23 protein-coding genes are annotated in these 25,028 nt (G+C 64.6%); 4 read left to right on the forward strand and 19 right to left on the reverse strand.

Translation table 11 applies throughout. From position 1 onward, the window contains the following. Positions 1-3 precede the first annotated feature (3 nt). On the forward strand, positions 4-834 hold the full coding sequence (locus tag ACNJX8_RS38505; RefSeq protein WP_439358863.1) for an enoyl-CoA hydratase: 831 nt from the start codon (positions 4-6) through the stop codon (positions 832-834). Between the two features lie 45 nt (positions 835-879). Here ACNJX8_RS38505 and ACNJX8_RS38510 read toward each other — a convergent pair whose 3' ends face one another. Together ACNJX8_RS38510 and ACNJX8_RS38515 are read right to left on the reverse strand one after the other, a co-directional pair. Then, positions 880-1,503 carry a GNAT family N-acetyltransferase gene (locus ACNJX8_RS38510; protein ID WP_439358864.1) on the reverse strand — a complete coding sequence of 208 codons (624 nt, stop codon included), beginning with the start codon at positions 1,501-1,503 and terminating at the stop codon, positions 880-882. A gap of 66 nt (positions 1,504-1,569) precedes the next feature. Next, entirely contained in the window at positions 1,570-1,773 is a 204-nt protein-coding gene (locus ACNJX8_RS38515; RefSeq protein ID WP_439358865.1) for a DUF1127 domain-containing protein, read from the reverse strand. A gap of 110 nt (positions 1,774-1,883) precedes the next feature. Between ACNJX8_RS38515 and ACNJX8_RS38520 the strand changes: the two genes are divergently transcribed. Then, entirely contained in the window at positions 1,884-2,783 is a 900-nt protein-coding gene (locus ACNJX8_RS38520) for a transcriptional regulator GcvA (RefSeq protein ID WP_439358866.1), read from the forward strand. Positions 2,784-3,016: 233 nt separating this feature from the next. Here ACNJX8_RS38520 and ACNJX8_RS38525 read toward each other — a convergent pair whose 3' ends face one another. From ACNJX8_RS38525 to ACNJX8_RS38535, 3 genes are read right to left on the reverse strand one after another with little or no spacing between them, the layout of a single operon-like run. Beyond that, positions 3,017-3,430, reverse strand: a complete 414-nt coding sequence (locus tag ACNJX8_RS38525; protein WP_439358867.1) for a Rieske (2Fe-2S) protein — start codon at positions 3,428-3,430, stop codon at positions 3,017-3,019. Beyond that, positions 3,430-4,539: an amidohydrolase family protein gene (locus ACNJX8_RS38530; protein WP_128942419.1), complete on the reverse strand. Its 1,110-nt coding sequence runs from the start codon at positions 4,537-4,539 to the stop codon at positions 3,430-3,432. Before ACNJX8_RS38530 ends, ACNJX8_RS38525 begins: the two co-directional genes overlap by 1 nt. Positions 4,540-4,563: 24 nt before the next feature. Further along, a complete protein-coding gene (locus ACNJX8_RS38535) occupies positions 4,564-5,622 on the reverse strand; it encodes an amidohydrolase family protein (RefSeq protein WP_128942420.1) in 1,059 nt (352 codons plus the stop codon). A gap of 144 nt (positions 5,623-5,766) precedes the next feature. Between ACNJX8_RS38535 and ACNJX8_RS38540 the strand changes: the two genes are divergently transcribed. Further along, complete coding sequence (locus ACNJX8_RS38540; protein ID WP_128942421.1) at positions 5,767-6,249, forward strand: CinA family protein; 483 nt, start codon at positions 5,767-5,769, stop codon at positions 6,247-6,249. Between the two features lie 184 nt (positions 6,250-6,433). Here ACNJX8_RS38540 and ACNJX8_RS38545 read toward each other — a convergent pair whose 3' ends face one another. From ACNJX8_RS38545 to ACNJX8_RS38605, 13 genes are all read right to left on the reverse strand, one after another. Further along, positions 6,434-6,700, reverse strand: coding sequence for a DUF1488 family protein (locus tag ACNJX8_RS38545; protein WP_244551202.1), 267 nt, complete (start codon positions 6,698-6,700; stop codon positions 6,434-6,436). 180 nt (positions 6,701-6,880) lie between these two features. Then, positions 6,881-7,492 carry a tetratricopeptide repeat protein gene (locus tag ACNJX8_RS38550; RefSeq protein ID WP_439358868.1) on the reverse strand — a complete coding sequence of 204 codons (612 nt, stop codon included), beginning with the start codon at positions 7,490-7,492 and terminating at the stop codon, positions 6,881-6,883. Positions 7,493-7,646: 154 nt separating this feature from the next. Continuing rightward, a complete protein-coding gene (locus ACNJX8_RS38555; RefSeq protein ID WP_439358869.1) occupies positions 7,647-9,116 on the reverse strand; it encodes an AMP nucleosidase in 1,470 nt (489 codons plus the stop codon). Between the two features lie 161 nt (positions 9,117-9,277). Then, positions 9,278-10,612, reverse strand: a complete 1,335-nt coding sequence (locus tag ACNJX8_RS38560; protein WP_128936758.1) for an HlyD family type I secretion periplasmic adaptor subunit — start codon at positions 10,610-10,612, stop codon at positions 9,278-9,280. Then, positions 10,609-12,357, reverse strand: coding sequence for a type I secretion system permease/ATPase (locus tag ACNJX8_RS38565; protein WP_091890656.1), 1,749 nt, complete (start codon positions 12,355-12,357; stop codon positions 10,609-10,611). Before ACNJX8_RS38565 ends, ACNJX8_RS38560 begins: the two co-directional genes overlap by 4 nt. A 254-nt stretch (positions 12,358-12,611) precedes the next feature. Beyond that, a complete protein-coding gene (locus ACNJX8_RS38570; protein ID WP_091890659.1) occupies positions 12,612-12,881 on the reverse strand; it encodes a GlsB/YeaQ/YmgE family stress response membrane protein in 270 nt (89 codons plus the stop codon). Between the two features lie 159 nt (positions 12,882-13,040). Then, on the reverse strand, positions 13,041-14,018 hold the full coding sequence (locus tag ACNJX8_RS38575) for an ABC transporter ATP-binding protein (RefSeq protein WP_439358870.1): 978 nt from the start codon (positions 14,016-14,018) through the stop codon (positions 13,041-13,043). After that, positions 14,015-15,430: an amidase gene (locus tag ACNJX8_RS38580; protein WP_439358871.1), complete on the reverse strand. Its 1,416-nt coding sequence runs from the start codon at positions 15,428-15,430 to the stop codon at positions 14,015-14,017. Before ACNJX8_RS38580 ends, ACNJX8_RS38575 begins: the two co-directional genes overlap by 4 nt. After that, positions 15,427-15,624, reverse strand: coding sequence for a hypothetical protein (locus tag ACNJX8_RS38585; protein ID WP_091890669.1), 198 nt, complete (start codon positions 15,622-15,624; stop codon positions 15,427-15,429). Before ACNJX8_RS38585 ends, ACNJX8_RS38580 begins: the two co-directional genes overlap by 4 nt. Next, the gene (locus ACNJX8_RS38590) at positions 15,621-16,682 is read right to left on the reverse strand and encodes an ABC transporter ATP-binding protein (RefSeq protein ID WP_249758325.1); all 1,062 of its coding nucleotides are present in this window, start codon (positions 16,680-16,682) and stop codon (positions 15,621-15,623) included. The genes ACNJX8_RS38585 and ACNJX8_RS38590 overlap by 4 nt, the downstream gene beginning before the upstream one ends. Positions 16,683-16,869: 187 nt before the next feature. Continuing rightward, positions 16,870-17,772, reverse strand: coding sequence for an ABC transporter permease (locus tag ACNJX8_RS38595; RefSeq protein WP_128936763.1), 903 nt, complete (start codon positions 17,770-17,772; stop codon positions 16,870-16,872). A gap of 210 nt (positions 17,773-17,982) precedes the next feature. Continuing rightward, entirely contained in the window at positions 17,983-18,936 is a 954-nt protein-coding gene (locus ACNJX8_RS38600; protein ID WP_091890674.1) for an ABC transporter permease, read from the reverse strand. A gap of 193 nt (positions 18,937-19,129) precedes the next feature. Then, positions 19,130-20,791 (reverse strand): ABC transporter substrate-binding protein, encoded by a 1,662-nt coding sequence (locus tag ACNJX8_RS38605; protein ID WP_128936765.1) that lies wholly within the window; start codon positions 20,789-20,791, stop codon positions 19,130-19,132. 200 nt (positions 20,792-20,991) lie between these two features. On the opposite strand from ACNJX8_RS38605, the gene ACNJX8_RS38610 reads away from it, so the two are divergent. Next, positions 20,992-22,587: an ABC transporter substrate-binding protein gene (locus ACNJX8_RS38610; protein WP_439358872.1), complete on the forward strand. Its 1,596-nt coding sequence runs from the start codon at positions 20,992-20,994 to the stop codon at positions 22,585-22,587. A gap of 166 nt (positions 22,588-22,753) precedes the next feature. On the opposite strand, the gene ACNJX8_RS38615 is transcribed toward ACNJX8_RS38610, so the two are convergent. Further along, complete coding sequence (locus ACNJX8_RS38615; RefSeq protein ID WP_439358873.1) at positions 22,754-24,985, reverse strand: CHASE2 domain-containing protein; 2,232 nt, start codon at positions 24,983-24,985, stop codon at positions 22,754-22,756. Between the last annotated feature and the right edge of the window lie 43 nt (positions 24,986-25,028).

The raw sequence follows: 25,028 nt of genomic DNA on the forward strand, positions 1-25,028 counted from the left end.
GACATGACCACGGAAACCACCATCGATACCGGCACCGATGAACTGCTCTGCGTGATCCGCGACCGCGTCGCTGTCATCACGCTGAATCGGCCCGAGGCGCGCAATTCACTATCGGACACGCTCACGCCAGCGCTGCGCACGATGATCCGGAGCTGCGGTGAGAACCCTGATGTCGGCGCGCTGCTGCTCACCGGCGCGGGCGAAGCATTCTGCGCCGGCGGCAACGTCAAGGGCATGGGCGCGCATCGCGATCCGAAGAAGCTGGAGATGTCGCTCGGGGATCGCATCGCCGATCTCCAGGAGCGGCAGCGGCTGCTCACCGGCGCGCTGGTGTCGGTGCGCAAGCCGACCATCGCCGCCCTGCCCGGCCCCGCGGTCGGCGCCGGGCTCGCCATCGCCATGGCCTGCGACATTCGCATCGCCGCGCAATCCGCCTTCGTCGCCACCGGCTACGCCCGCATCGCGCTCAGCGGTGATTACGGCATCGCCTGGCTGCTGACCCGGCTGGTCGGCACCGCACGGGCGCGCGAATTGATGTTCACCGGCGATCGTGTCGATGCCGTCAGGTGCGAGGCCATCGGCCTCGTCAACCGCGTCGTGCCCGACGACAGGCTGCAAGCGGAGGCCTTCGCGCTGGCCAAATCGCTCGCCGAAGGCCCACGCCTCGCGCTGCGCTACATGAAGGACAATCTCGACGAGGCCGTGCTGTTCGACTTCGAGACCGCCCGGGATCACGAGGCCGAACGGTTGATCCGCCTCACCACGACCGCCGATCACAAGGAGGCGGTGCAGGCCTTCATCGAGAAGCGCAAGGCGGTGTTCACGGGGAAGTAGGCGGCGCAAAAAAATGCCCGGCAGCAAGCCGGGCATCGAGTGGTGTCAGGCCGAGGCTGAGGGGCTGTCGGCCTGACGGGAAAGCGCGGCGAGGCGCCAGCTCGCACAGGGAATGTCCTTCGGTGCGACCGCGATCTCCTTGTCGAAGCGCACCAGCTTCCAATCGTCGGGATGGTTGACGAAAGCGAAGCCGGATTTGCGGGCGAGCGAGATCATGGTCTCGTTGGAGCGCAGCGTCTCGCCAAAGATGCGCTCGGCGCCGAGCGCGGCGGCGCGGCATTCGAGATTCTTCATAAGCGCGGTGGCAATGCCGTGGCCGTGCCAGCGGTCATCGACCGACAGGCCGAACTCGACCGTCGCGGTTTCAGGATGGAGCGCATAGCGCATTTCGGCGACGATGGTCTCGAAGCCGTCGACCATCATGGTCGCGACCACGGTGAAGCGCTCGCGCTCACCGATCTCGAGGAAATCGTGCAGCAGCCCCTTCGGCAATTCGCTGATCGCGCCGAAGAAGCGGTTGTAGCGGGAGCGGGTCGAGAGCGAGCGAAAATAATGCTGGAACTCCTCAGTGTCGCGCGGCTCGACGAAGCGAACGGTGACGGCCTCACCCTGCCGGGTGCGCAGCGAATCCGAATATTGCGTGAGATCTTCGAGGCGAAGCGTGCTCATGACGGCACCGTGCGAAAGAGGACCGCCGGCGCCCCCACACTCAGGCGGCGCCGGCCTGGCGGCCTATCAGGCCCGCCAGAAGGGTTTGTCGGCCTCATAGGCAATGTCGGACCAGGACAGGCCGACGTCATGTAGATCGCGCGCGGTCCAGTTGGTGAGCTCGCGCCTGTTACGGTAGCGCTCGTGCCAGAGGTGGAGGGTGTCGCCGATCTGGTGGAGCAGACCTGGCGCATGATGATTTGTCATCGAATTCTGGGTCAACGTAGACATCTTCAGCTCCTGGAGCTAATTTGACCGCTAATATCTGCGCTCTGTTGCGCCGCGACAAACGACAATTTGTACCTTTTCGCATGAAATAACGTCATGTATCCTGCTGCCAAATGACTGCCAGATTGCCGTCCCTGAACGGATTGCGGGCGTTCGAGGCCGCCGCGCGCCATCTCAGCTTCACGCTGGCGGCGGCCGAGCTGAACGTGACCCAGACCGCGATCAGCCATCAGATCCGCAGGCTCGAGGAGGAGCTCGGCATCCGCCTGTTCGTCCGGCAGAACCGCGCCCTGGCGCTGACGCCGGAAGCGCGAGATTACCTCCCCGGCGTCCGCGCTGCCTTCAACGACCTGCGCCTCGCCACCGACCGGCTGCTGCGTAAGGACGACGACAAGGTTCTGACGGTGTCGACGCTGGCTTCGCTCGCTGCAAAATGGCTGCTGCCGCGGCTCACCGATTTCCAGGAACAGCATCCCGGCATCGATGTTCGCATCACCACCTCGACCAGCCTCGTCGACTTCCAGCGCGACGACGTCGATGCCGCGATCCGCTACGGCCGCGGCCAGTGGCCGGGCCTGCGTGCCGACTGGCTGATGGCGGACGAGCTGTTTCCGGTGTGCAGCCCGTCACTGCTGCGCGGCGACAAGCCGCTGCGCCGGCCGGAGGACCTGCGCAACCATCCGCTGCTGCACACCTCGAACGCCAACAGCGACGATTGGCGGCTGTGGCTGACGGCGGCGGGCCTGCCGGCCGATATCGCCAGGCAGCCCGGCATCACCTTCGACATGATCTTCATGACCATCCAGGCCGCGATCGACGGCATCGGCGTCGCGATGGGCCGGACCTCCTACGTCCAGGACGACATCGCCAAGGGCCGGCTCGTGGTGCCCTTCAAGATCGCGCTGCCGGCGGACGCCGGCTTCTACCTGGTCTCGCCGGAGGGCCGCCGCGAAGCGCCCAAGCTTGCCGCGTTCCGGCAATGGGTGCTCGCGGCGGCGCAGAATAAAGCCTGAAAGTCATCAGGCTGCTCGCAAGGTGGTTAACTCTGATGATCATTTCGCTCGTCACCGCCCTTCACCCTCCCCTGGAGGGGGAGGGTCGGCTCGCATTGAGCGCAGCGAAATGAGAGCCGGGGTGGGGTGATCTCTCAACACGGGCACTGTGCGATGTGGAGGGACCGTCACCCCACCCCGCTCGCGCTGCGCGCGATCGACCCTCCCCCTCCAGGGGAGGGTAAGAGCGGGACTTACAGCTCGACCACCACGTAGTCGCTCTCGACGTTGACCGGGATCGTCTCGGCGATATACGGCCCCCTCACCACGCTGGCGCCCGGTTCGACATTGGCCGGATAGGCCTTCACGCGGAAGCGGCGGGGGTCGCAGTAGGACTGCCCGGTGCGGATGTCGAACTCCCAGCCGTGCCAGGGGCAGCGGATGATCTCGCCGAGTTTCGTATATTCGATCTCGCCTGGATCCTTCGATTGCGCGAGGCCGATCAGCGGGCCCTCGCACAACGCCGCGCCCTGATGCGGGCAGCGGTTCATCAGGCCGAAATATTCGCCCTTGATGTTGAAGATCGCGATCGGCCGCCCGTCGATCTCGAGGAATTTTCGCGTGCCCGGCGGAAGCTCGTCGACCGCGGCAATCACATGACGCGCCATCAAGCCAGTCCGTAGAGCTTGCGCGCATTGCCGAAATAGAACGCCTCGCGATTGGTCTCGCTGACGCCGGCCGGCAGCACGCGTGAGGGCTCGTCATAGTCCCAATGCGGATAGTCGGTTGCGAACAAGAGCCGGTCCCAACCGATCCAGTTGATGACGTCGAACAGATCCTCGCGCCGCTCCGGGTCTTCCATCGGCTGCGTGGTCCACCACACCTGCTCGCGGATATATTCCGACGGTGGCCGCTTCACATGTGGCACCTCGCTGCGCAGCCGCTGCCAGGCCTTGTCGAGCCGCCACGCCAGCGACGGCGCCCAGCCGAAGCCGGCCTCGATCATCACCATCTTCAGTTTCGGGAAGCGCGCGAACACGCCTTCCAAAACGAGGCTCGCGAGCGCCGATTGCTGGCACTGCGAGTGTCCCACCATCTCCTCGATGTAATAGGACGGCCAGCCCGACGGCGTGATCGGATTGCCGCCGAAGCCGAAGGCGTGCACGCCGACGGGAAGGCCGGCCTCTTCCGCGGCTTGATAGATCGGCCAATAACGGCGCTGGCCGAGCGGCTCGACATTGCGGCTGAGCAGCAGCACTTGGACGAAGTTCTTGTCGCCGGCACGCTCGCGGATTTCGGCGGCGGCCGACAGCCCGTCCTCATTGCCGACGACGATCGAGGCCTTGAGCCGCTTGTCCTTGCTGGTCCATTTGTCGATCTGCCAGTCGTTGATCGCCGAGCACAGAGCGGCCGAGAGCTCATGATTGCGGATACCCTGCCCGGTGTTGAGCGGATTGAGCACCCCAAGCTGCACGTTGTTGGGATCGAGCAGCTGCTTCTGCATGAAGGAGAGGGAGGAGCCTTGCGGGCCGCCTTCCGGCGGATAGGCGTCGCGACGCGAGGCGTTGGGCTGGGCTTTCGGATAGGGCGGGCCTTCCATCATGCCCTGATAGGCATGGACGCCGTAGATATCGAGGTGATGCTGCCAGCGTTTGGCGAGGTAGGGATAGAGCTCGGTGCGGGTGGCGCGGGCCGGATGGATGTCGCAATCCGCGATCGCGGTTTTCGCAGTCAGTGGGGAAGCAGCTTCGGAGCTCTCGCGGAACTGGATATTCATCGCCTTGCCTCCTTTGGCAGCGGGCTAAGTCAGGCGGGGATAGGTCGCATGCGGATTGTCGATCATGATCTTGTGCACGAGATCGGGGGACAGACCTTCGGGCAGCGCGTCCTGGCCGTCGAACTGCCAGTGCGGATAGTCCGTGGAGAATAGGACCAATTCGTCCGACTGCATATGATCAAACAGGCGAATTAATGTCTCAGGTTCCGGCGGCGCATCAAATGGCTGTAACGAGAAGCGGATGTTGCTGCGCACAATCTCCAGCGGCGCGCGATCGACCCAGGGCGTCTCCATCCGCACCCCGCGCCAGAACTTGTGCAAGCGCCAGAGATAGGGCGCGATCCAGGAAACGCCGGACTCCAGCATCACCATTTTCAGCCGCGGATATTTGGCGAACACGCCCTCGACGATCAGGCTGGTGAGCTGGGTCTGGAACGCCTGGGCCTGACCGACATAATCCTCGATGTGATAAGAGCCCCACCCCACAGCGGTGGGCGGATTGTGGTAGGCGGAACCGGCATGGATGCCGATCGGTAATTCCAGACTTTCCGCGGCTGCATAGATCGGCCACAGCGCGCGCTTGCCGAGCGGCGTGTCGCCCATGACCAGCATGAGCACCTGCACGAAGCGGCGATCCTGCGCGCAGCGCTCGATCTCGGCGACGGCCTTCTCGACGCTTTGCGTGGGAATCACAATCGAGCCGCGCAGCCGCGGATCACGATCGAGCCATTCCTTCACGAGCCAGTCGTTCAGCGCGCGGCAGAAGGCCGCCTGCATGTCCTCGGAGAACACCATCTGCACGCCGTAGAGCGGATTGCAGATCGCGAGCTTGAGCTGGAAAGGATCGAGCACATGACGCTGCATGTCCTCCAGGCTTTCGCCGGGCTTGCCGTTCTCGGGGCGCCAATCGGGCCGCGCCACGATCGGCGAGTTCTTCGGATAGGATTGCGAGACGAGATCGACCATGCCGCGCGTCGTAACCTGATCGCGCCAATAATCGTTCAGGTGCGGCAGCAGGCTAGTCAGATGCGGCACGGCGGGATGCACGTCGCAATCCACTCCGCCGGCGATCAGGGACGCCATCACGTCTCCCTTCTCACGTTTCCACGCATGTCTCTTCTTGTACCCGCCATTCAAGCAGGCCTGCCCGCCGCCCGCAACTCGGCCAAGGCTTCCGTCATATGCTAGGAAGGCTGAGCACAGTTGCGAGGATCAGAGGTGAAGGACATGAAAGAGCTCGTCGGCATTGCGGAACAGGTCGCGGCCAAGCTGATCGCGCGCAAACAGACCATTGCGGTGGCAGAATCCTCGGCCGGTGGCCTGATCTCGGCCAGTCTGCTCGCCGTGCCCGGCGCGTCCGCCTATTTCCTAGGTGGCGCCGTGGTCTACACCCGCGACGCCAGGCGTGTGCTGATGGATATTTCGGACGACGGCATGAAGGGCTTTCGATCCTCATCGGAGCCCTATGCGAAGCTGCTTGCTGAGCGGATGCGAACGCGCTTCGGATGCGACTGGGGCCTGTCCGAAACCGGAGCCGCCGGCCCCACCGGCAACCGCTACGGCGACGCCGCCGGCCATAGCTGCATGGCGGTGGCAGGCCCTGCGGCCGAGGTGATGACGCTGGAGACGGGCAGCAATGACCGGCTTGCCAACATGCAGGTGTTCGCGGCGACGGCGCTGAAATTGTTGCTGAAGAAGCTGGAGGAGTAGCAGGCCGTTTGCGTCGATGGACCGGCCGCGCCTCATCTCCGGTGTCGTCCTGGCGAAAGCCAGGACCCATTACCCCGAATGAGAGTTGTGCGGATGGCGGAGCCACAGCTTCTTCAAACAATATAAGCCGGTGGCAATGGGTCCTGGCCTTCGCCAGGACGACATTGAGGGCGCGTTGTGCGCCTTACCGCCCCAAATGCCGCATAAAGATCCGCACCACATAGCCCTGAAACCTCGGCGCTTCGTCGTAGAGGTCTGACGCGATCCGCTCGATGGTCTCGCGCAGGGACAGGAACTGCGCCTGACGTGCGCTGCTTTCGGTGCCCTGCATTCCCGCAAGCTCGTCCATCGCGGCGTCGCTGATCTGGCACTGCACCACATCGCCGTCGTTCAGCATGGTGAAGCGAAAGGCCAGCCGTTCGAGGTCATGGCCAATGATCTTGTCGCGCATGAGTGGCATCAAGTCGTCCCGGTCGAGCCCCCGCGACGGACAATGCTGAAAATTTCTTCGCTTGTCACTATTTCTAGGGTGGGTTAGCCAAAGGCGTAACCCACCTATTGTCGCAATAGTGGATTGCGCCGAGCGGACTGCGCTTCGTACAGCCCCGCGGGCCTGACCCACCCTGCGTTCTCAGTAAACGAGGGCCGCGCCTGTGGGTTTTTCCAGCGCGTTCGCCAGAGACTTGTACTCCTCGCAATCGGTCCCGCAGATCGCGGCGATGCGGCTCAGGTGAAACATTGCCTGCTCGCGGTTACCCTGCTCGAGCTGCCAAAGACCATAGTACTGCCAAGTCAGCACGTGATTCGGATCGGCCTTCAGCGCGCGCTCGTACCAAATCTGCGACTGCTTGTAGTCGCCGAGCTTGCGATATGAGTAACCGATGAGATTGGCGACGTTCGGATGATCGTCGTGGCCGAGCGCCTTCAATTGCTCGATCGCGACCGCATAATCGTTGCGCTCGTAGATCGTGCCATAGGCCGTGCGGTAACCGGCCGCGAATGCGGGATCACCGATGCTGGACTGGTTGTTCGGCTTCTTGCCTTTCTGGGTTGCCTTTGGGTTGGAGCGTTTCGGGTAGGTGGGCTGCACTTTCTGATCCGAATAGGCGCCCGCATAGGGATCCGTGGAGCTGGTGCCACCACCTCCACCGCCTCCTCCACCGCCCGCGGCCAATACCGGCGAAGCGAACAGCGCCGCTGCGAACGTTCCCAGCACGACGACTCTGATCATTGCTGTGATCATTGCTGTCTCCTGCTTCTGACTACGCGGCCCCGGATGACGTGATAACCCTGCTATGGCGGCGATATTCCGGGATGATTGCGTTCTCACGGCGACGCCGGCCTCGGGCGTGCGACAGTCTTGCTGCCAGATCCTGCCGGCAAGCGGGACGGACACGCTACTGAAACGCGACCTCGGCAAAGCTCCTCAGCTTTCGCGAATGCAGCCGCTCCGATTCCTGCTGCTTCAGCCGCTCCAGCGCCTTCAGACCGATCTCGAGGTGTTGTCCGACGCGGCGGCGATAGAACTCGCTGGCCATGCCGGCGAGCTTGATCTCGCCATGCAGCGGCTTGTCGGAGACGCAGAGCAGCGTGCCGTAGGGGACGCGGAAGCGGTAGCCGTTGGCGGCAATCGCGGCCGATTCCATGTCGAGCGCGACCGCTCGGGATTGCGACAAGCGGCGGATCACGGCCGGCCCGGAGATCTCCCAGTTGCGGTTATCGACGCTCGCGACGGTGCCGGTGCGCATCAGGCGCTTCAGTTCAAAACCTTCCAGGCCGGTGACGTCCTCGACCGCCTCCTCGAGCGCAACCTGCATCTCGGCCAGCGCCGGGATCGGTACCCACAGCGGCAGCTCGCCGTCGAGCACGTGATCCTCGCGCACGTAGCCGTGGGCGAGCACGTAGTCGCCCAGCCGCTGCGTGTTGCGCAGGCCGGCGCAATGGCCGAGCATCAGCCAGGCATGCGGACGCAGCACGGCGACATGGTCGGTGACGTTGCGCGCGTTGGATGGACCGGTGCCGATATTGATCAGGGTGATGCCGCGATAGTCGGGTGCGACCAGGTGGAAGGCCGGCATCTGCGGTGCGCGCACGGGCGCCATTCCGCTGATGGCGCCGCCATTGCACGTGATCACATTGCCGGGCGCGACGAAGGCATCGAGACCAGCCTCGCCGGATTGAAGCCGCTGCTGGCAGAGCTGCGCAAAGGCGTCAACATAGAACTGGTAGTTGGTGAAGATCACGAAGTTCTGGAAATATTCGGGATCAGTGCCGGTGTAGTGGTAAAGCCGACGCAGCGAGTAGTCGACGCGGGCCGCGCGGAACAAGGATAGCGGCTCGGGCGCGCCGGGTTGAAGCTCGAAGGTGCCGTCGGCGATCGAATCGTCCATCGTGGCGAGATCAGGCACGTCGAACGCATCGCGCAGCGATCGCGTGATGGCGGAGCTCTCGCTGGTGGTGATGGCGGCCTCGACGTTGATGTCGCGGCGATAGGCGAAGTGGATCGGGATCGGCTCAGTGGACTCGCCGATCTCGACGGGCACCGCGTGGTTCTGGATCAGGAGTCCGATCTGCTCGGTGAGATAGGCACGGAACAGATCCGGCCGCGTCACGCTGGTCTCGTGCACGCCGGGGCCATGGACGAAACCGTAGGACAAGCGCGAGTCCAGCCGCGCATGCGTCGCGGTGGTGAGACGGACGAAGGGATAGTAAGCGCGAACCCGCGTCGTGACCGTTTCGCCGCCAACGTAAGCCTCGAACCGATCGCGCAGGAATTTTGTGTTGCGCTCATAAATCTCTTCGAGTCGTGCGACCGCGAGGCCGGCGTCGGAGAAGGATTCGGTGGCGATGGAGGGTGGGGATTGCATGGTCGACCGCCGGGTTGCTGTTTGCAATCGCAGTATAGCAAACTGACAGCCAAGTCGTCATTGCGAGCGCAGCGAAGCAATCCAGAAATCTCTCCGCTGAGGCAGACTGGATTGCTTCGCTGCGCTCGCAATGACGCTGGGAGATGCCGCGCTTTCGCGCGTCACTTCTCCCGGAACGCGCGCATCAGCTGGTCGTGCAGCGGCTTCATCAGATAGGACAGCATGGTGCGGTCGCCGGTCTGGACGAAGGCTTCCACGGGCATGCCCGGAATCATCTTGACGTCGCCGAGGCGGGCGACCTCTTCGGCCGGCATCGAGACGCGGATGGTGTAATAGCTCTGGCCGGTGCGCTGGTCGGTGGTGACGTCGGGCGACACGCGGCTGACGACGCCGTTGAGCTCGGGCGTGGTGCGCTGGTTGAAGGCGGACAGGCGCAACAACGTCTTCTGGCCGATCTGGAGCTTGTCGATGTCGACCGGGTTGACCTTGGCCTCGACCTGGAGATCGTCGGCCTGCGGCACGATCAGCATCAGGGCATCACCGGCGGTGACGACGCCGCCGACAGTGTGCACCGTCGATTGCAGCACCATGCCGTCCTGCGGCGCGCGGATGTCGACACGGCGGAGCTGGTCTTCGGCGGCGACCTTGCGCTCGATCAGCTCGCCGATCTTGTCGTTGGTCTCGCGCAGGTCCTTGGAGACCTCGCTGACCACGTCCTTGTCGATCTGGATGATCTGGAGCTCGGTCTCGGTGATCTTGCCCTTGGCCTGGGCGCGCGAGGCGATGTACTGCGCGCGCTCGCCGTTGAGGCGCGCCGAGTCGCGTTCGAGCTGGGTCAGGCGCGAGATCTGCACCAGGCGCTTGTCGTAGAGGTCGCGCACGCCGGTGAGCTCGTTCTGCACCAGCGCGATCTCCTGGTCCTTGGCTTTCTCCTGGGCGCTGAGACCTGCGATTTCCTCGTTGAGCTGGGTGATGCGCTCGCGCAGCTGCGCTTTCTGCCCGGTGCGACCGTTGACACGAACGTCGAACAGCTTGGTTTCGGCGGAGAGCAGCACCTTGACGTCAGGATCGTCGACGCGCTCGAGCAGGCTTTGCGGGAATTCGATCTTGTCGACACCGCGCTGCTCGGCCTGGAGCCGAGCCGCGCGCGCCTGCGCGGCATCGAGATTCTTGGTGACGATGGCAAGGTTGGCCTTTGTGACGGTGTCGTCGAGCCGCACCACGATGTCGCCGGCCTTGACCACGTCGCCATCGCGGGCGCGCACCTCGCCGACCACGCCGCCGGTCGGATGCTGCACTTTCTTGACGTTGGATTCGACCACGATCTGCCCCGGCGCGATCAGCGCGCCCGAGATCAGCACCGTCGAGGCCCAGCCGCCAAAACCGACGACCAGGACCAGCACGATCCCAAGCCCGAGCACCAGGTGAAACTTGATCGAATCGCGCACGGTCTTCTTTGCGGCAGGCTTCGGGCCGCCGATCGCCAACGTGCTCATGGCTTGGGTACTCCACCTTCGCTCACGATCTTGATCGGCGCCGGCGGCGTCACGCGCGGCTGGAGCACCTGGGCGAGCACCTGCTCCTTGGGACCGAAAGTCTGCATGCGGCCGTCACGCAGCACCAGGATCTGGTCGACCGCCTCGACCCCGATCGGCCGGTGCGCCACCACGACGACGATGGCGCCGCGCTCGCGCGCCGAGCGGATGGCGCGGGTCAGCGCCTCATCGCCTTCAGTGTCCAAATTGGAGTTGGGCTCGTCGAGCACGATCAGGAACGGATTGCCGTAGAGCGCGCGCGCCAGCGCAACGCGCTGCGCCTGGCCTGCGGAGAGCGCGGCGCCCTGCTCGCCGACTTGCGTGTTGTAGCCCTCGCGCATCTTGATGATCATCTCGTGCACGCCGGCCTCCTTGGCCGCGGCGATGATCGCGTCGGAGGTGGCCTCGGGATCGAACCGGCTGATGTTCTGCGCGATGGTGCCGCCGAACAATTCGACGTCCTGCGGCAGGTAGCCGATGTGACGGCCGAGCACGTCGGACGACCATTGGTCGAGCGCCGCGCCGTCGATCCGCACCTTGCCGCGCACCGGCTGCCAGACGCCGACCAGCGCGCGGATCAGCGACGACTTGCCCGAGCCGCTCGGCCCGATCACGCCAAGGCCGTTGCCGGCGGTCAGCGCGAAGGTGATGTCCTGGACAATGAGGCGCTGGTCGCCGGGCGGCACCATGGCGACGCCTTCGACCGAGAGCCGGCTGGTGGGTGCCTGCAATTGGGTCGGCATCGCCTGCGCCGGCATCTGCTCGAGGAGCCGCGTGAGACGCTGCCAGCTCTGGCGGGCCGCGACGAAGGATTTCCAGTGCGCAATCGCCAGATCGACCGGCGCGAGCGCGCGGGCGGAGAGGATCGAGCCGGCGATGATGATGCCGGCGGTCGCCTCCTGATGGATGACGAGATAGGCACCAACCGCGAGCACGGCCGATTGCAGCATCATGCGCAGCACCTTTGCGACCGCGCCGAGACCGCCGGCGACGTCGCTCGCGCGCTGATTGCCGGCCAGATATTTTTCGTTGGCCTCGCTCCAGCGCTGATTCATGCGGCTGGCCATGCCCATCGATACCATGACTTCGGCGTTGCGGCGGCTGGCCTGGGCGAGATCGTTGCGCTGGGCGGCAAGCCCCATCGCCTCCTTCGCCGGCTGGCGGGACATGAACTCGGTGACCAGCGTCAGACCGACCAGGATGATGGCGCCGACCAGCGCGGTGACGCCGATCAGGACGTGGAAGGCGAAGCAGATGGCGAGATAGAGCGGCAGCCAGGGCAGGTCGAAGAACGCGCTCGGGCCCATGCCGCCGAGGAAGGAACGGACATTGTCGAGGTCGCGCAGCGGCTGGAGGCCCTCGTTGCGGCTGCCGACCAGCAGCGGCAGTCGCACGATGGTGTCGAACACGCGCTTGTTGAGGGCCTCGTCGAGCGAAGTGCCGATCCGCCCCAGAATGCGGTTGCGGATCATGTCGAGCACGCCCTGCGCCATGTAGAGGAAGCTGGCGAGGATGATCAGGCCGACCAGGGTCGGGATGCTGCGGCTCGGCAGCACCCGGTCGTAGACCTCCAGCATGAAGATCGACCCGGTCAGGTAGAGCAGGTTGATCATGCAGCTCATCAAGCCGACGCCGACGAACGCCATGCGACAAGCGCGCAAGGCGTCACCGAGCTCTGAACGGCGGACGCCAGGGATGGCTGCCATCAGTCTGATCTCTTTCGGGTGAGGGGCAATGCCCCTGATTTCAAAGGCGATTCAGGGTACTCGCCTCGGATTAACATCTGTTTTCCGGCCGTCAACGCAGTCGAATTAATCCGGGGCCCTGATGGGCCACATCTACCCCTGATAGACTTCCGCGCAAGTCCGGAATTTCACAGGCTTGCGGCTTTTTCTTGCAGGCTTTCAGGCTCTTCCCCGGAAAAGGGAGAGGCCGCAAGCTCCGATCTGCCGAACGCCGGCTAGAACCGGCCCCCGCCGCGCACCAGCCGTACCACCAGAAGCAGAATGACGGCACCAATGGCGGAATAGACGATCTCGGAGACGAGCCCGGTGCCGAGGCGAATGCCGAGCTTTGGGAACAAGAGGCTTGCCACCAGGGCCCCGGCGATGCCGATCACGATGTCGCCGATGATGCCGAACCCGGCGCCCCTCACGATCTTTCCGGCCAGCCAGCCGGCGACCAGGCCGACGAACAGGATGACGAGCAGGCCTTCGTTGGAAATGTACATAAGTGAGGTCCCTCTGGCGTGAATGGCCGCATGGAACCGGAATCGGGATGAATGGGGTCTGAATGGCGTTCGTGGCTGGCCGGTTGCGGCAGTGCAGACAAAAAATGTCGAAAACAACCCCATGCACAGTAGAGCAGGCCCTGGCCGGTGCGCTCAGTATTACGACAATGCGGTGACCTGCTCCGCCAGCACGCACCTCGCCGCCCGGCCCGGTCCCACCTCCACATTCGCAGGCAACTGCTCCAGGCAGCGCGGCTCGGCGAACTTGCAGCGGGGAGCGAAGGAGCAATTGTGGGGTTTTTCGGCCAGCGAGGGCGGGGTGCCGGGAATGGTTTCGAGCCGCTGCCCGCGCTTGGCGCCGTGGATGGTGGAGGCAAGCAGGCCCTTGGCATAGGGATGCACCGGCGAACGGACGATGTCGCGCAGGCTCCCCTGCTCCACGATCTGGCCGGCATACATCACCGCGACGCGGTCGCAGATCTCGATGGCAACGCCGATGTCATGGGTGACGAAGATGACGGACATGCCGAACTCACGCTGCAACTCCCGCAGCAGCAAGAGGATCTGGATCTGCACGGTGGCATCGAGCGCGGTAGTTGGCTCGTCCGCGAGCAATATCTTGGGCCGGCAGGCCAGTGCGAGCGCGATCATCGCGCGCTGGCGCATGCCGCCGGACATCTCGTGCGGATAGGCATCGAGCCGGCGCTTGGCCGAGGGGATGCGCACGACCTCGAGCATGTCGAGCGCCCTCGCCCGCCCTTCCGCAAAACTCCTGCCTTCGTGGCGCACCACGCTCTCGGCAATCTGCGCACCGATGGTGTAGACCGGATCGAGCGCGAGCGCGGGCTCCTGGAAGATCATCGAGACGGTCTGGCCGCGGAACGACGAGAGCTCCTCGTCGTTCATGGCGAGCACGTCGCGGCCCAGCACGTTGACCCTGCCCGAAATCTGCGTGCGCTTCTTCGGCAGCAGCCGCATCAGCGCACGCAACGTCACGCTCTTGCCCGAGCCGGACTCGCCGAGCAGGCCCAGCACCTCACTGTTGCCGAGCGAGAGGCTGAGATCGTTCACGGCATAGACCGTGCGCTCGCCGGTGAAGCGGATGTTGAGGCCTGAGATCTCGACGAGCTTTGTCATGACGGCAGTTTCGGCAATCGATCGTGGTAGTCGGTGACGCGCTGGAACGCGGCGCCGATGGTGAGCAAGGTGGCTTCATCGAAGGAGCGGCCGATCAGCTGCATGCCTACAGGCAGGCCGCTTCTGGTGAAGCCGGACGGCACCGTGAGCGACGGCAGGCCGAGGAAATTCACCGGGCGGGTGAACAGCGTCAGCCGCTGCAACAGCGCCGGCGCGTTCGGACCGCCGCCGACATCGCTTTCCTCGATCGTCGGCGCCGGCACCGGGGAAGCCGGCGCGATCACTGCATCGACACCCGCGGTCGCCGCGTTGTGCGCGGCGAGTGCCGGGCCGCGCCAGCGCATCGCCTCCAGATAAGTGATGGCGGGAACGGCGAGCCCGTTCTGGAGCCGCATCAGGACCTGCGCGCCGTAATCCTGGGGACGCTCGATCATCCAACGCTTGTGGAACGCGGCGGCTTCGGCCGCGAGCACGAGCTGGCTCGCCGACGACAATTGCCGCTGATCCGGCAGCTCGACCGTGACGATGTCGGCGCCCTCGCGCTTGAGCACAGCGATGGTTTCGTCCAGCACCCGCGCGACCTCGCTGTCGAGATCGTCGACATAGAAGGACGCGGGCACCCCCACCTTCAGGCCCTTCAGCGAGCCCTTGGTCGCGGCGACAAAGTCCGACAGCGGCTCGTGGCTACAGGTCGAATCTGCGGGGTCCGCACCGGCGATCAGCGCCAGCAGCAGCGCGCAGTCCTCGGCGGTGCGGGCGAGCGGGCCGACCGTGTCGAGCGATTGCGACAGCGGCATCGCGCCGGCGCGGCTGACGCGGCCGACGGTGGTCTTGAGACCCGTGACGCCGCAGAAATGCGCGGGCATGCGGATCGAGCCGCCGGTGTCCGAGCCGAGCGCCGCATAAGTCAAACGTGCAGCAACCGCCGAGCCGGAGCCGGACGACGAGCCGCCGGTGATGTGGGCGACGTTCCAGGGATTACGCACCGGGCCGTAATGGGCGTTGTGCCCGGTCGGGCCATAGGCGAACTCGGCGAGATGCAGCGTGCCGAGCCGGACCTGCCCGGCATCCTTCAGCCGCTGCAAGGCGGTGGAGGTCACGGTCGGCACGTAGTCGCGGCGGATCAGCGAGCCGCAGGTCGCGACCTTGCCGGCGTCGTAATACATGTCCTTGTGCGCGAGCGGCACACCGTGCAGCGGACCGCGGACGTTGCCCCTGGCGAGCTCGGCGTCGGCGGTCTCGGCCGCCTTGAGCGCGGCCTCCGCTTCAATCGACATGAAGGCATTGAGATGCGGCTGCCACTGCGCGATGCGATGCAACAGCGCGCGCGTCACCTCATGCGAGGACAGCTGCTTCATCGCGATCGCACGCGCGACCTCGGTGAGCGTCATCAAGGCAGGCTCGGTGCTCATTTCGACACCTTCTGCGTCTGCGCGATCGGATAGAGCGCAGGCTCGAGGTCGAACGGCAGCGTGCCGGCAATGGCCGCAAAGCCTTCGAAGGCCGGGCCAATGGAATTGGAGATGCGGGTCGCGATCTCGTCATCCACGGGGACGCCGGCGATCTGCGCCATCGGCTTGATCTCTTTCGGTGTCGGTCTCGTCATGCGGTCTTCTCCCTGGGCGCACGGCTATGGCCTGAACCCGGAATCGCCATGTAGCACGCGGCCTCGTGGCCCATATTATCGAGCGCAGTGAGCTTTGGTGTCGCATTTGCGCAGAGCGGCTCCGCAAACGGACATCGGGTGTGGAAGCGGCAGCCCGAGGGCGGATCGATCGGATTGGGCGGATCGCCCGTGATCGGCGGCGTCTCGGTGCGGTTATCAGGGTCGGACGATGGCATCGCCGCCAGCAGCGCGCGCGTATAGGGATGCGCCGGCTGGTCCCAGACCTGGTCGACCGGGCCGAGCTCGACCACCTCGCCGAGATACATCACCAGCACGCGGTCGCTGATGTAGCGCACGACGTTGAGATCGTGGCTGATGAAGAGATAGGTCAGGCCGAACTCGCGCTTGAGATCGGCGAGCAGATTGAGCACCTGCGCCTCGACGGATTTGTCGAGCGCGGAGACGGCTTCGTCCAGGATCACCAGTCGCGGCGACAGCGCCAGGGCTCGCGCGATGTTGACGCGCTGGCGCTGGCCGCCGGAGATCTCGTGCGGATAGCGGCTGGCGAAGTTTTCCGGGCGCAGGCCGACCTTGCCGAGCAGCTCGCGCGCCAGATTGCGTGCCGCGCCGTCGGCCATGCCGTGGACCTTGGGGCCGAAGGCGATGGATTCCTCGATCGTGAGGCGCGGATTGAGCGAGGCGTAGGAATCCTGAAACACCATCTGCATGCCGCGGCGAAGCTCGCGCAAGCTTAGCGACTGGCCCACGGTCATGCCGTCATAGATGACGTCGCCGGTATCGCGCGGCATCAGATGCATCAAGAGCCGCGCGGTAGTCGACTTGCCGCAGCCGGATTCGCCGACGATGCCGACGGTCTCGCCCTTGGCAACAGAGAAGGAGACGTTGTCGACAGCGCGCACGGTGCGCTTCGCGGCGAACAGCCCGCCGCGTACGGGGAAATGTTTTGTCAGGCCATTGACCTGAAGCAGCGGCTGCGCGACGCCGCCGCGGTCTTCGACTTGCTCCAGCATTTCGACGGATGTGTTACTCTCGCTCATGGCCGCGGTCCTCCACCTCTCCCCATCGGGGAGAGGTCGGCGCGAAGCGCCGGGTGAGGGGGCGCGGCAAACTCGGTGCAGCGTAACCCCTCACCCGGATTGCATCTTGCGATGCAATCCGACCTCTCCCTTCGGGAGAGGTGTGGCACCAGCACCGCCATGAAAGCCCGCGTCTCTCTCATCATCATTAGTTCCTGATGTCCATGGCGCTGCGCAAGCCGTCCGAGAGCAGGTTGAAGCAGATCGAGACCGCGAAGATCATCGCACCCGGCAACGCTGCAACCCAGGGATTGACGTAGATCGCGGTGCGGAGCGTGTTGAGCATCAGGCCCCATTCCGGCTCCGGCGGCTTGGTGCCGAGACCAAGGAAGGAGAGACCGGCCGCCAGGATCATCGAGACCGAGATCAGGCTGGTGGCATAGACGAAGATGGCGCCGAGCACGTTGCCGAGGATGTGCACCCGCATGATGGTGAAGGCGCCGGCGCCGGAGGCGCGCGCGGCTTCGACGAAGTCCATGTTGCGCACGCCGGTGGTGACGCTCTCGGCGACGCGGGTGATCTGCGGCACGAACACGACGGTCAACGACACAATGGAATTGAGGATACCCGCCCCGAGCGCGCCGGAGATGGCGATCGCCAGCAGCACGGAGGGAAAAGCGTAGAACACGTCGACCGTCCGCATGATCGCGGTGTTGAGCCTGCCGCCGACATAGCCGGCAACGAGACCGAGCGAGGTGCCGATGCAGAAGGCAAAGATCACGGGCAAAATGCCGATGACCAGCGACAGCCGCCCGCCATAGATCAGCCGCGCCAGCATGTCGCGGCCGAGCTCGTCGGTGCCGAGCGGATAGCCTGCGGTGCCGATATGGCGAAGGCGGCGGATCATCGAGCCCTTGTAGGGGTCTTCGAGACCGAGCCACGGCGCGAGGATCGCGGAGAGGAAGATCAGCAGCAGCACGAGCGCGCAGGCCATGCTGACCTTGTCGCGCATGATACGGCGGCCGACGGTCGCCCAATAGCCGCGCGCCCTGGTCGCGGGTGCGGCCTGTAGCGCGGCGTCGGCGGTGGCTGACAACGGAAGCTCGCTCATCGGCTGGCTCCCGACCGCTGTTGGTTGGTTCGATGCCGGCCACGGGCCCGCTTAACCTCTCCCGCTTGCGGGAGAGGTCGCGCCGAAGGCGCGGGTGAGGGTTTTGTCCTCGTGGGGGTTCTCGATTGCCGAGACACCCTCTCCCCTACCCTCCCCCGCAGGCGGGGGAGGGAGCGCAGCTTTTGCGTGGCAGTAGCTAGACTCATCCCGCTAGCCCCGCTTGATGCGCGGGTCGATCGCGGCTTGCGCGATGTCGACCAAGAGATTGAGGAACACGAAAAACAGCGCCAGGATCAGGATCGTGCCTTGCAGCAGCGGCAGGTCGCGCTGGAAGATCGCGGAGTTGAGCAGGAAGCCCGAGCCCGGCCAGGAGAACACGGTCTCGATCAGGATGGAGCCGCCGAGCATGTAACCCAGCTGAAGCCCCATCACCGCGAGCGCAGTGGGCGCGGCGTTCTTGATGACATGGCGGAACACGCCGGTTTCGCGCAGGCCCTTGGCGCGCAACGCTTCGACAAAATCCTGGCTGAGGATGTCGCCGGTCAGCGCGCGAACGGTGCGGGTGACGATGCCCATGGGGATCACCGAGGTCGTTATCGCCGGCAGCACCAGATATTTCAGGTGCGCCCAGTCCCAGGCCCAGGAGTTGGAGCCGCTCGGCCCGGCGCCGACCGCGGGCAGCCAGTTCAGCTGCACCGAGAAGATGATGACGAGCAGCATGCCGAGCCAGTAATGCGGCACCGAGACGCCGGCGATCGCGAAGGAGGTCGCGACCTTGTCGATCCAGGTCTCGCGAAAATAGCCGGCGATCAGGCCGAACAGGATGCCCATGGTGAAGCCGATGATGGCCGCGGCAATCGCCAGCGTGACGGTGTTGCCGACCGCGCGCATGACCTCGGCCAGCACGGGACGCCCCGTGGCGATGGAATTGCCGAGATCGCCATGCAGCGCGCGCAGCAACCAGAGCCCGAACTGCACCGGCAGCGGCCGGTCGAAGCCGTAGGCGGCGCGCAGCTGCGCGGCGAGCTCCTGCGAGGCGTCAGCCGGCAGCACGGCCACGAGCGGATCGCCCGGCGTGATGTGCACGAGCAGAAAGCACACCAGCGCCACGCTGATGACGATCGGGACGACGTAGACGATGCGTCTGGCGATATAGGTAAGCACGTTGTTTCTTTTCTTTCCTTCTCCCCTTGTGGGAGAAGGTGGCGCGAAGCGCCGGATGAGGGGTTGTTTCCGCGGATGACATTGCAGCGATCGAGGGGTTCGCATCCGCGGAGAGAGACCCCTCACCCGGCTTCGCTAACGCGAAGCCCCCTCTCCCACAGGGGGAGAGGGTACACTGAGCACGCGGCGCGAATTATTGCTTCATCGACACCGGCGAGAAGTCGATGAACCAGCTCTTCGGCTGCACGACGCCTGTCACCTTTGGGCTCATGGCGCGAGGGCCGACGTCGTGGGCGACGTAGAGGAAGGCGGCGTCGTCGACAGAGGCCGCGTGCAGCTCGGCCAGCGCAGCGTCACGCGCAGCGGGATCGAAGGTCTGGCGCGCCTTCTTCACGAGGTCGTCGAATTTGGGGTTGTTGATGAAGCCCCAATTGTTCGACACCGGCGGCGCCATGCCCGATTGCAGGAAGCGCACCAGCGCGAAGAACGGGTCCATCGCCGCATAGGTGACGTTGGTCGCGTTCGCGCCGTTGGCTGAGGGATCCTTGGCGCCGCGGCGCCAGTTGGTGAACAGCGTGTTCCATTCGATGACGTCGAGCTGCACGTCGAAATAGCATTCGGCCAGCGCCTGTTGGAGATATTCGTTCATCGGCAACGGCTGCATCTGGCCCGAGCCGGAGGCGGAGGTCTGGGTCTTTACCGTCAGCTTCTTGTTCGGACCGAAGCCGGCCTCCTGCATCAGCTTTTGTGCAGCCGCCTTATCATACTTGATCTCGAAGCTCGGCTTGCCGCGCCAGGGATGACCGGGCTCGAAGGTGCCGGTCGCCGGCACCATCAGGCCGGCAAGCAGGCCATCCTTCAGGCCCTCGCGGTCGACACAGAGGTTCGCGGCCTTGCGCACGCGGATGTCGTTCCAGGGCGAGCCTTCGACACGCGAGAATTGCCACGGCCAGACATGCGGCTGCTCGTTGGCGTAGAGCTTGAAGCCGCGCTGCTTGAGCTCGGGCAGCGCATCCGGCGCCGGGGCCTCGACCCAATCGACCTGCCCCGAGAGCAGCGCCGCGGTGCGCGCGTTGGCTTCCGGCATCGGCAGCAGCACCATCTTGTCGACCTTGGGCACACGCGCCTTGTCCCAGTAGTTCGCGTTCTTGACGAGCTCGAGCCGCTCGCGCGGGGTGAAGCTCGCCATCTTCCACGGGCCGGTGCCCGAGGCGTCCCTGGCGAAGGCGGTCCAGGCGGCTTGCGACTTCGCCTTGGCGTCAGCGCCTTCGGCCTTATCGTAAAAGGCCTGCCACTTCGCCGGGCTCGCCATGAACAAATTGGTGAGGTTGATCGGCAGGAAGCTGTCGGGCTCCTTGGTGGTGAGCTCGACCGTCATGTCGTCGATCTTCTTCGCAGACGCCAGCGTCGGCATGCGCGAGGCCGTGACGCCGACCTGGCTGGCGTCGAATTGCGGCGCGTCCTGCTTCAAGACCTTCTCGACATTCCATACCACGGCGTCCGCATTGAACGGCGAGCCGTCATGGAAAGTCACGCCGGGACGCAGCTTGAAGACCCACTTGGTCTTGTCGGCGTCGTCGACCTTCCACTCGGTGGCAAGGCCCGGGATGACGACGCTCGCCTTGTCGGCCGAGGACAGGTCCCAACCGGTAAGCCCGTCATACATGGTGAGGCCGGTGAAGCGGTTGCCTTCAAAACCCTGGTCGGGCTGGCCCAGCGTGCGCGGAATATCGGCGGCGGTCATGCCGATGCGCAGCACAGTTTCGGCACTGGCGACGCGCGGACATGCGGCCGCCGTGCCGAGCGCCAGGAGCGCGATCAGCGCGGCATGTGTCTTGTTTTTCTTGATAAGCATCGCCTCAATCCTTTTCCGGCTTCGATGACTATTTTTGATGCAATCGTATGCAATGGCTATGCCAAAGAGAAACTTATTCTGCCATTTGTCACTGCGACGACAAGTCCTTGTGAGGCGCGCGCGGGCGAACGCATCGCGCTGCCTATTCTGGCATCAAGATTGCAAGTTTGCTCCCGATGTCTCCTGGGAGCCTTGGGCCAATGCGTATCCGACTGTCGACCTGTCTCGCCGTGCTTGCGCTGGCGGCCTCCGCAATCTCGGCGCGCGCCGAAAGTGTCGTACGCTACGGCATCTCGATGGCGGACATTCCGCTGACGACGGGCCAGCCCGATCGCGGCGCCGGCGCTTATCAGTTCACCGCCTACACGATCTACGATCCCTTGGTGGCCTGGGAGATGGACGTCGCCGATCGCCCCGGCAAGCTGGTGCCGGGGCTCGCCACCGAATGGAAGGTCGACGATGCCGACAAGACCAAATGGCGCTTCACTTTGCGCAAAGGCGTGAAGTTTCACGACGGCAGCGAGTTCAATGCCGATGCGGTGATCTGGAATCTGGACAAGGTGCTCAACGACAAGGCGCCGCAATTCGACAAGCGGCAGAGCGCGCAGGTGAAGACCCGCCTGCCCTCGGTCGCGAGCTACGCCAAGATCGACGACTTCACGGTGGAGATCACAACCAAGACGGTCGATTCCTTCTTTCCCTATCAGATGCTGTGGTTCCTGGTGTCGAGCCCGGCGCAATACGACAAGCTCGGCAAGGACTGGGACAAGTTCGCCAGCCAGCCGTCGGGCACCGGACCGTTCAAACTGACGAAGCTGGTGCCGCGCGAGCTCGCGGAGCTCACCAAGAACCCCGACTACTGGAACAAGAAGCGCATTCCCAAGGCCGACAGGATCGTGCTGGTGCCAATGCCGGAGGCGCTGACGCGCACCAACGCGCTGCTTGCGGGGCAAGTCGACCTGATCGAAACGCCCGCGCCGGATGCCGTGCCGCAGCTGAAAGCCGCCGGCATGAAGCTCGTCGACAACATCACGCCGCATGTCTGGAATTATCATCTCAGCGTGCTGCCTGGCTCGCCCTGGACCGACATCCGCCTGCGCAAGGCGCTGAACCTCGCGATCGATCGCGAGGCGGTGGTCGGCCTGATGAACGGCTTGGCAAAGCCTGCCAAGGGACAGGTCGATCCGTCCAGCCCGTGGTTCGGCAAACCGAGCTTCGAGCTGAAATACGATCTCGCCGCAGCGAAGAAGCTGGTCGAAGAGGCCGGCTACTCCAAGGCGAAGCCGCTGAAGACCACCTTCATCATCGCGCAGGGCGGCACGGGCCAGATGCTGTCGCTGCCGATGAACGAATTCCTGCAGCAGAGTTTCAAGGAGATCGGCATCGAGATCGACTTTAAGGTCGTCGAGCTCGAGACCTTATATACACACTGGCGCAAGGGCGCGGCCGACGAGATGAACGCCGGCATCACGGCCAACAACATCGCCTATGTCACCTCGGATCCGCTCTACGCCATTGTCCGCTTCTTCCATTCCGGGCAGATCGCGCCTGTTGGCGTCAACTGGGGCGGCTACAAGAACCCTGAGGTCGATGCGTTGATCGACGAGGCCAAGCAGACCTTCGATTCCGCCAAACAGGACGCACTGCTGGCGCAGGCGCATGCGCTGATCGTGAACGATGCTGCGCTGGTCTGGGTGGTCCACGACACCAATCCGCACGCGCTCTCGCCGAAGATCAAGCACTTCGTACAGGCGCAGCACTGGTTCCAGGATTTGACGACGATCGGGGTGGAGTGAGGCGGGCCCTCAGCTTCGGCAGACATTTGGTTAGGAGGCACACTCGCGCAAGACACTCAGTCTCGTAGGGTGGGCAAAGCGTAGCGTGCCCACCATTCGACCTCGGTGATGGTTGGCACGGCGCTTCGCGCCTTTGCCCACCCTACGGGAGCGGTGACGAAGGCAACTACTTCGTCAGCAGAGCGTACGCTCCCGTCCATCCTTCCGGCGGCGGCGTGAGCTGGAAATCCCTGATCCGCGCTTCATAGAGCCTGAACAGCTTTTCCAGCGTGTCGGCGTCTTCGCTGCGGCGGCCGCGCTCGATGGCGTCCAGTGCGCCCTGCCAGTCGCGATTGCGGTAGCAGCCCAGCATTTCGATGGTGATGTTGCGCAGGCGCTGGAAGGCACCCGAATGCATCACGTCTTCGCGGCCGGCGATGGCGTAGATCACCTCCGGCTCGGTCTTGCCCTTGACCATGATGAAGTCGAGCTCGAGGATCGCGAACTTGTCCTTGGCGGCGACCGCGGTCCGGGAGCCGACGATGATCGGGAAGCCGTATTCCTTGGTCTGCCCCTCGAGGCGCGAAGCCAGGTTCACACTGTCGCCGAGCACCGAGTAGTTCTTCTTCAGGTCGGAGCCCATGTTGCCGACCACGCCGATGCCGGTGTTGAGACCGATGCCGACATTAAGCGGAATGTAGACGTGGCCGCCGTCGGCGGCTTCCTGCTCGCGCTCCTTGTTGACCGCGTCGATCTGCTCCAGCATCTGGATCGCGGCCTCGCAGGCATTGACCTCGTGCTCGGCATCGTCGAGCGGCGCGTTCCAGAACGCCATGATGGCGTCGCCCATGTATTTGTCGATGTAGCCCTTGCGCTCGATGATGACGTCGGTCAGCGGCGTCAGGAAGCGGTTCATGAGCTCGATCAACCCTTGCGGATCGTCCTTGTAGCTCTCCGAGATCGTTGTGAAGCCGCGCACGTCGGAGAACATGATCGTCATCTCGCGCTCCTCGCCGCCGAGCACGAGCTTTTCCGGCGACTGCACGAGCTGCTCGACCAGCACCGGCGACATGTATTGCGCGAATTGCCCGCGGATCTGCACGCGCTGGCGCTGCTCGCGCACGAAGCTGGCAAAGATCAGCGTCAGATAGATCGCGGTGGTCGACAGCAGCGGATAGGTGAAATCGATGAGGTAGCGGTACTGCGCGTAGAAGAACCAGGACACGCCGACTAGAATGGCAGCGAACATCGCGCCCGCAAGCACCAAGCGCACGGGGCCGAGGTTTGGCGTAAAGACGATGACGAGCAGACCGATGACCAGCGCGGCGATCAGTTCGACGCCGAGCGCATAGTTCGGCTGGGAGATCACCGCGCCGCTCAGTACGCTCTCCAGCACCTGAGCATGGATCTCGACCCCCGGCATGGTCGAGGACACCGGCGTGGTCTTGATGTCGTTGAGCCCGCCCGCGGAGGTGCCGATCAGCACCAGCTTGCCGGCGATCTTGCTCGGCGACACGCTGTTGTCGAGCACGTCGGCCGCGGAGACGTAGATCGAAGGATCCCGGCGGGCGTAATGCACCCAAAGCTGGCCGTTCTTGTCGGTCGGAATCTCTACGCCCTTGAGGCGGATCGCCCTGATACCGGTCTTGTCGGTGCGAACCAGCAGCGTCGGCGTGCCGGTGACGACGCGCAGGACCTCGAGGCTGAGCGAGGGCATGATGTTGCCCTGGGCGCGCATGATCATCGGCACGCGGCGGATCAGACCGTCGCGCTCGGTCCTGATCGAGAACAGTCCGCGACCGGCCGCGACCTTCTCGATGATCGGCACGTTGCGCAACAAGCCCGGGAATTCAAACAGGAAGCGCTCGGCGCCCTCCTCACCGACCGTCGCGACTCCAGTGAAGGGCAGCGACTTGTCGAGCTCGGACAACACGCCTGGAAGCCCGGTCTCGCCCAGCACCACGCGCGAGCGCTTGATCGCCTCGGCGAGGATCTGGTCGTTGGTCGGCAGCTCGCGCAGCTTGGCGCGGGTGACCTCGTCGAGATAGCGCATCTGGCTCGCGACCAGATCCGGATTGAGCCGGTCGGCTTCCGAGAACACCACGTCGAAGCCGATCGCCACCGCGCCGTTGTTGGTGAGGTTCTGGACCAAATCGGCGATTCGCGTCCGCGGCCACGGCCATTGGCCGAGCTTGCCGAGGCTCTTGTCGTCGATGTCGACGATGGTGACGGGCCGCGCCGTCTTGTGGCGCGGATCGATCAACTGGAACATGTCGAAGGTGCGCAGCCGCAATTCCTGGATCGGCGGCGGGTCCCAGAGACGGGCGCCGGCAAACAGGACCAGCAGCGCGAGGCACATCAGTCGCGCAAAGCCGAACTTGCGCGCAAACCACCGCCGCAGGATTTTTAGACGTTTCATGCCGGTTGGACTTCCTGTCCCGCCTGCTGCCGTGCGCACCGAT

The organism is Bradyrhizobium sp. SPXBL-04 (assembly GCF_051853035.1).
Lineage (GTDB): Bacteria > Pseudomonadota > Alphaproteobacteria > Rhizobiales > Xanthobacteraceae > Bradyrhizobium > Bradyrhizobium zhanjiangense.

What these genes read in the sequence shown, in the direction of transcription:
- ACNJX8_RS38520 (WP_439358866.1), top strand. Translation starts at nt 1,884, where the DNA reads ATGACTGCCAGATTGCCGTCCCTGAACGGATTGCGGGCGTTCGAGGCC.
- ACNJX8_RS38560 (WP_128936758.1), bottom strand. Translation starts at nt 10,612, where the DNA reads ATGAGCACGTTGGCGATCGGCGGCCCGAAGCCTGCCGCAAAGAAGACC.
- ACNJX8_RS38585 (WP_091890669.1), bottom strand. Translation starts at nt 15,624, where the DNA reads ATGACGAGACCGACACCGAAAGAGATCAAGCCGATGGCGCAGATCGCC.
- ACNJX8_RS38530 (WP_128942419.1), bottom strand. Translation starts at nt 4,539, where the DNA reads ATGAATATCCAGTTCCGCGAGAGCTCCGAAGCTGCTTCCCCACTGACT.
- ACNJX8_RS38565 (WP_091890656.1), bottom strand. Translation starts at nt 12,357, where the DNA reads ATGGCAGCCATCCCTGGCGTCCGCCGTTCAGAGCTCGGTGACGCCTTG.
- ACNJX8_RS38570 (WP_091890659.1), bottom strand. Translation starts at nt 12,881, where the DNA reads ATGTACATTTCCAACGAAGGCCTGCTCGTCATCCTGTTCGTCGGCCTG.
- ACNJX8_RS38515 (WP_439358865.1), bottom strand. Translation starts at nt 1,773, where the DNA reads ATGTCTACGTTGACCCAGAATTCGATGACAAATCATCATGCGCCAGGT.
- ACNJX8_RS38580 (WP_439358871.1), bottom strand. Translation starts at nt 15,430, where the DNA reads ATGAGCACCGAGCCTGCCTTGATGACGCTCACCGAGGTCGCGCGTGCG.
- ACNJX8_RS38595 (WP_128936763.1), bottom strand. Translation starts at nt 17,772, where the DNA reads ATGAGCGAGCTTCCGTTGTCAGCCACCGCCGACGCCGCGCTACAGGCC.
- ACNJX8_RS38510 (WP_439358864.1), bottom strand. Translation starts at nt 1,503, where the DNA reads ATGAGCACGCTTCGCCTCGAAGATCTCACGCAATATTCGGATTCGCTG.
- ACNJX8_RS38505 (WP_439358863.1), top strand. Translation starts at nt 4, where the DNA reads ATGACCACGGAAACCACCATCGATACCGGCACCGATGAACTGCTCTGC.
- ACNJX8_RS38575 (WP_439358870.1), bottom strand. Translation starts at nt 14,018, where the DNA reads ATGACAAAGCTCGTCGAGATCTCAGGCCTCAACATCCGCTTCACCGGC.
- ACNJX8_RS38535 (WP_128942420.1), bottom strand. Translation starts at nt 5,622, where the DNA reads ATGGCGTCCCTGATCGCCGGCGGAGTGGATTGCGACGTGCATCCCGCC.
- ACNJX8_RS38540 (WP_128942421.1), top strand. Translation starts at nt 5,767, where the DNA reads ATGAAAGAGCTCGTCGGCATTGCGGAACAGGTCGCGGCCAAGCTGATC.
- ACNJX8_RS38555 (WP_439358869.1), bottom strand. Translation starts at nt 9,116, where the DNA reads ATGCAATCCCCACCCTCCATCGCCACCGAATCCTTCTCCGACGCCGGC.
- ACNJX8_RS38545 (WP_244551202.1), bottom strand. Translation starts at nt 6,700, where the DNA reads ATGCGCGACAAGATCATTGGCCATGACCTCGAACGGCTGGCCTTTCGC.
- ACNJX8_RS38605 (WP_128936765.1), bottom strand. Translation starts at nt 20,791, where the DNA reads ATGCTTATCAAGAAAAACAAGACACATGCCGCGCTGATCGCGCTCCTG.
- ACNJX8_RS38615 (WP_439358873.1), bottom strand. Translation starts at nt 24,985, where the DNA reads ATGAAACGTCTAAAAATCCTGCGGCGGTGGTTTGCGCGCAAGTTCGGC.
- ACNJX8_RS38525 (WP_439358867.1), bottom strand. Translation starts at nt 3,430, where the DNA reads ATGGCGCGTCATGTGATTGCCGCGGTCGACGAGCTTCCGCCGGGCACG.
- ACNJX8_RS38550 (WP_439358868.1), bottom strand. Translation starts at nt 7,492, where the DNA reads ATGATCACAGCAATGATCAGAGTCGTCGTGCTGGGAACGTTCGCAGCG.
- ACNJX8_RS38610 (WP_439358872.1), top strand. Translation starts at nt 20,992, where the DNA reads ATGCGTATCCGACTGTCGACCTGTCTCGCCGTGCTTGCGCTGGCGGCC.
- ACNJX8_RS38590 (WP_249758325.1), bottom strand. Translation starts at nt 16,682, where the DNA reads ATGAGCGAGAGTAACACATCCGTCGAAATGCTGGAGCAAGTCGAAGAC.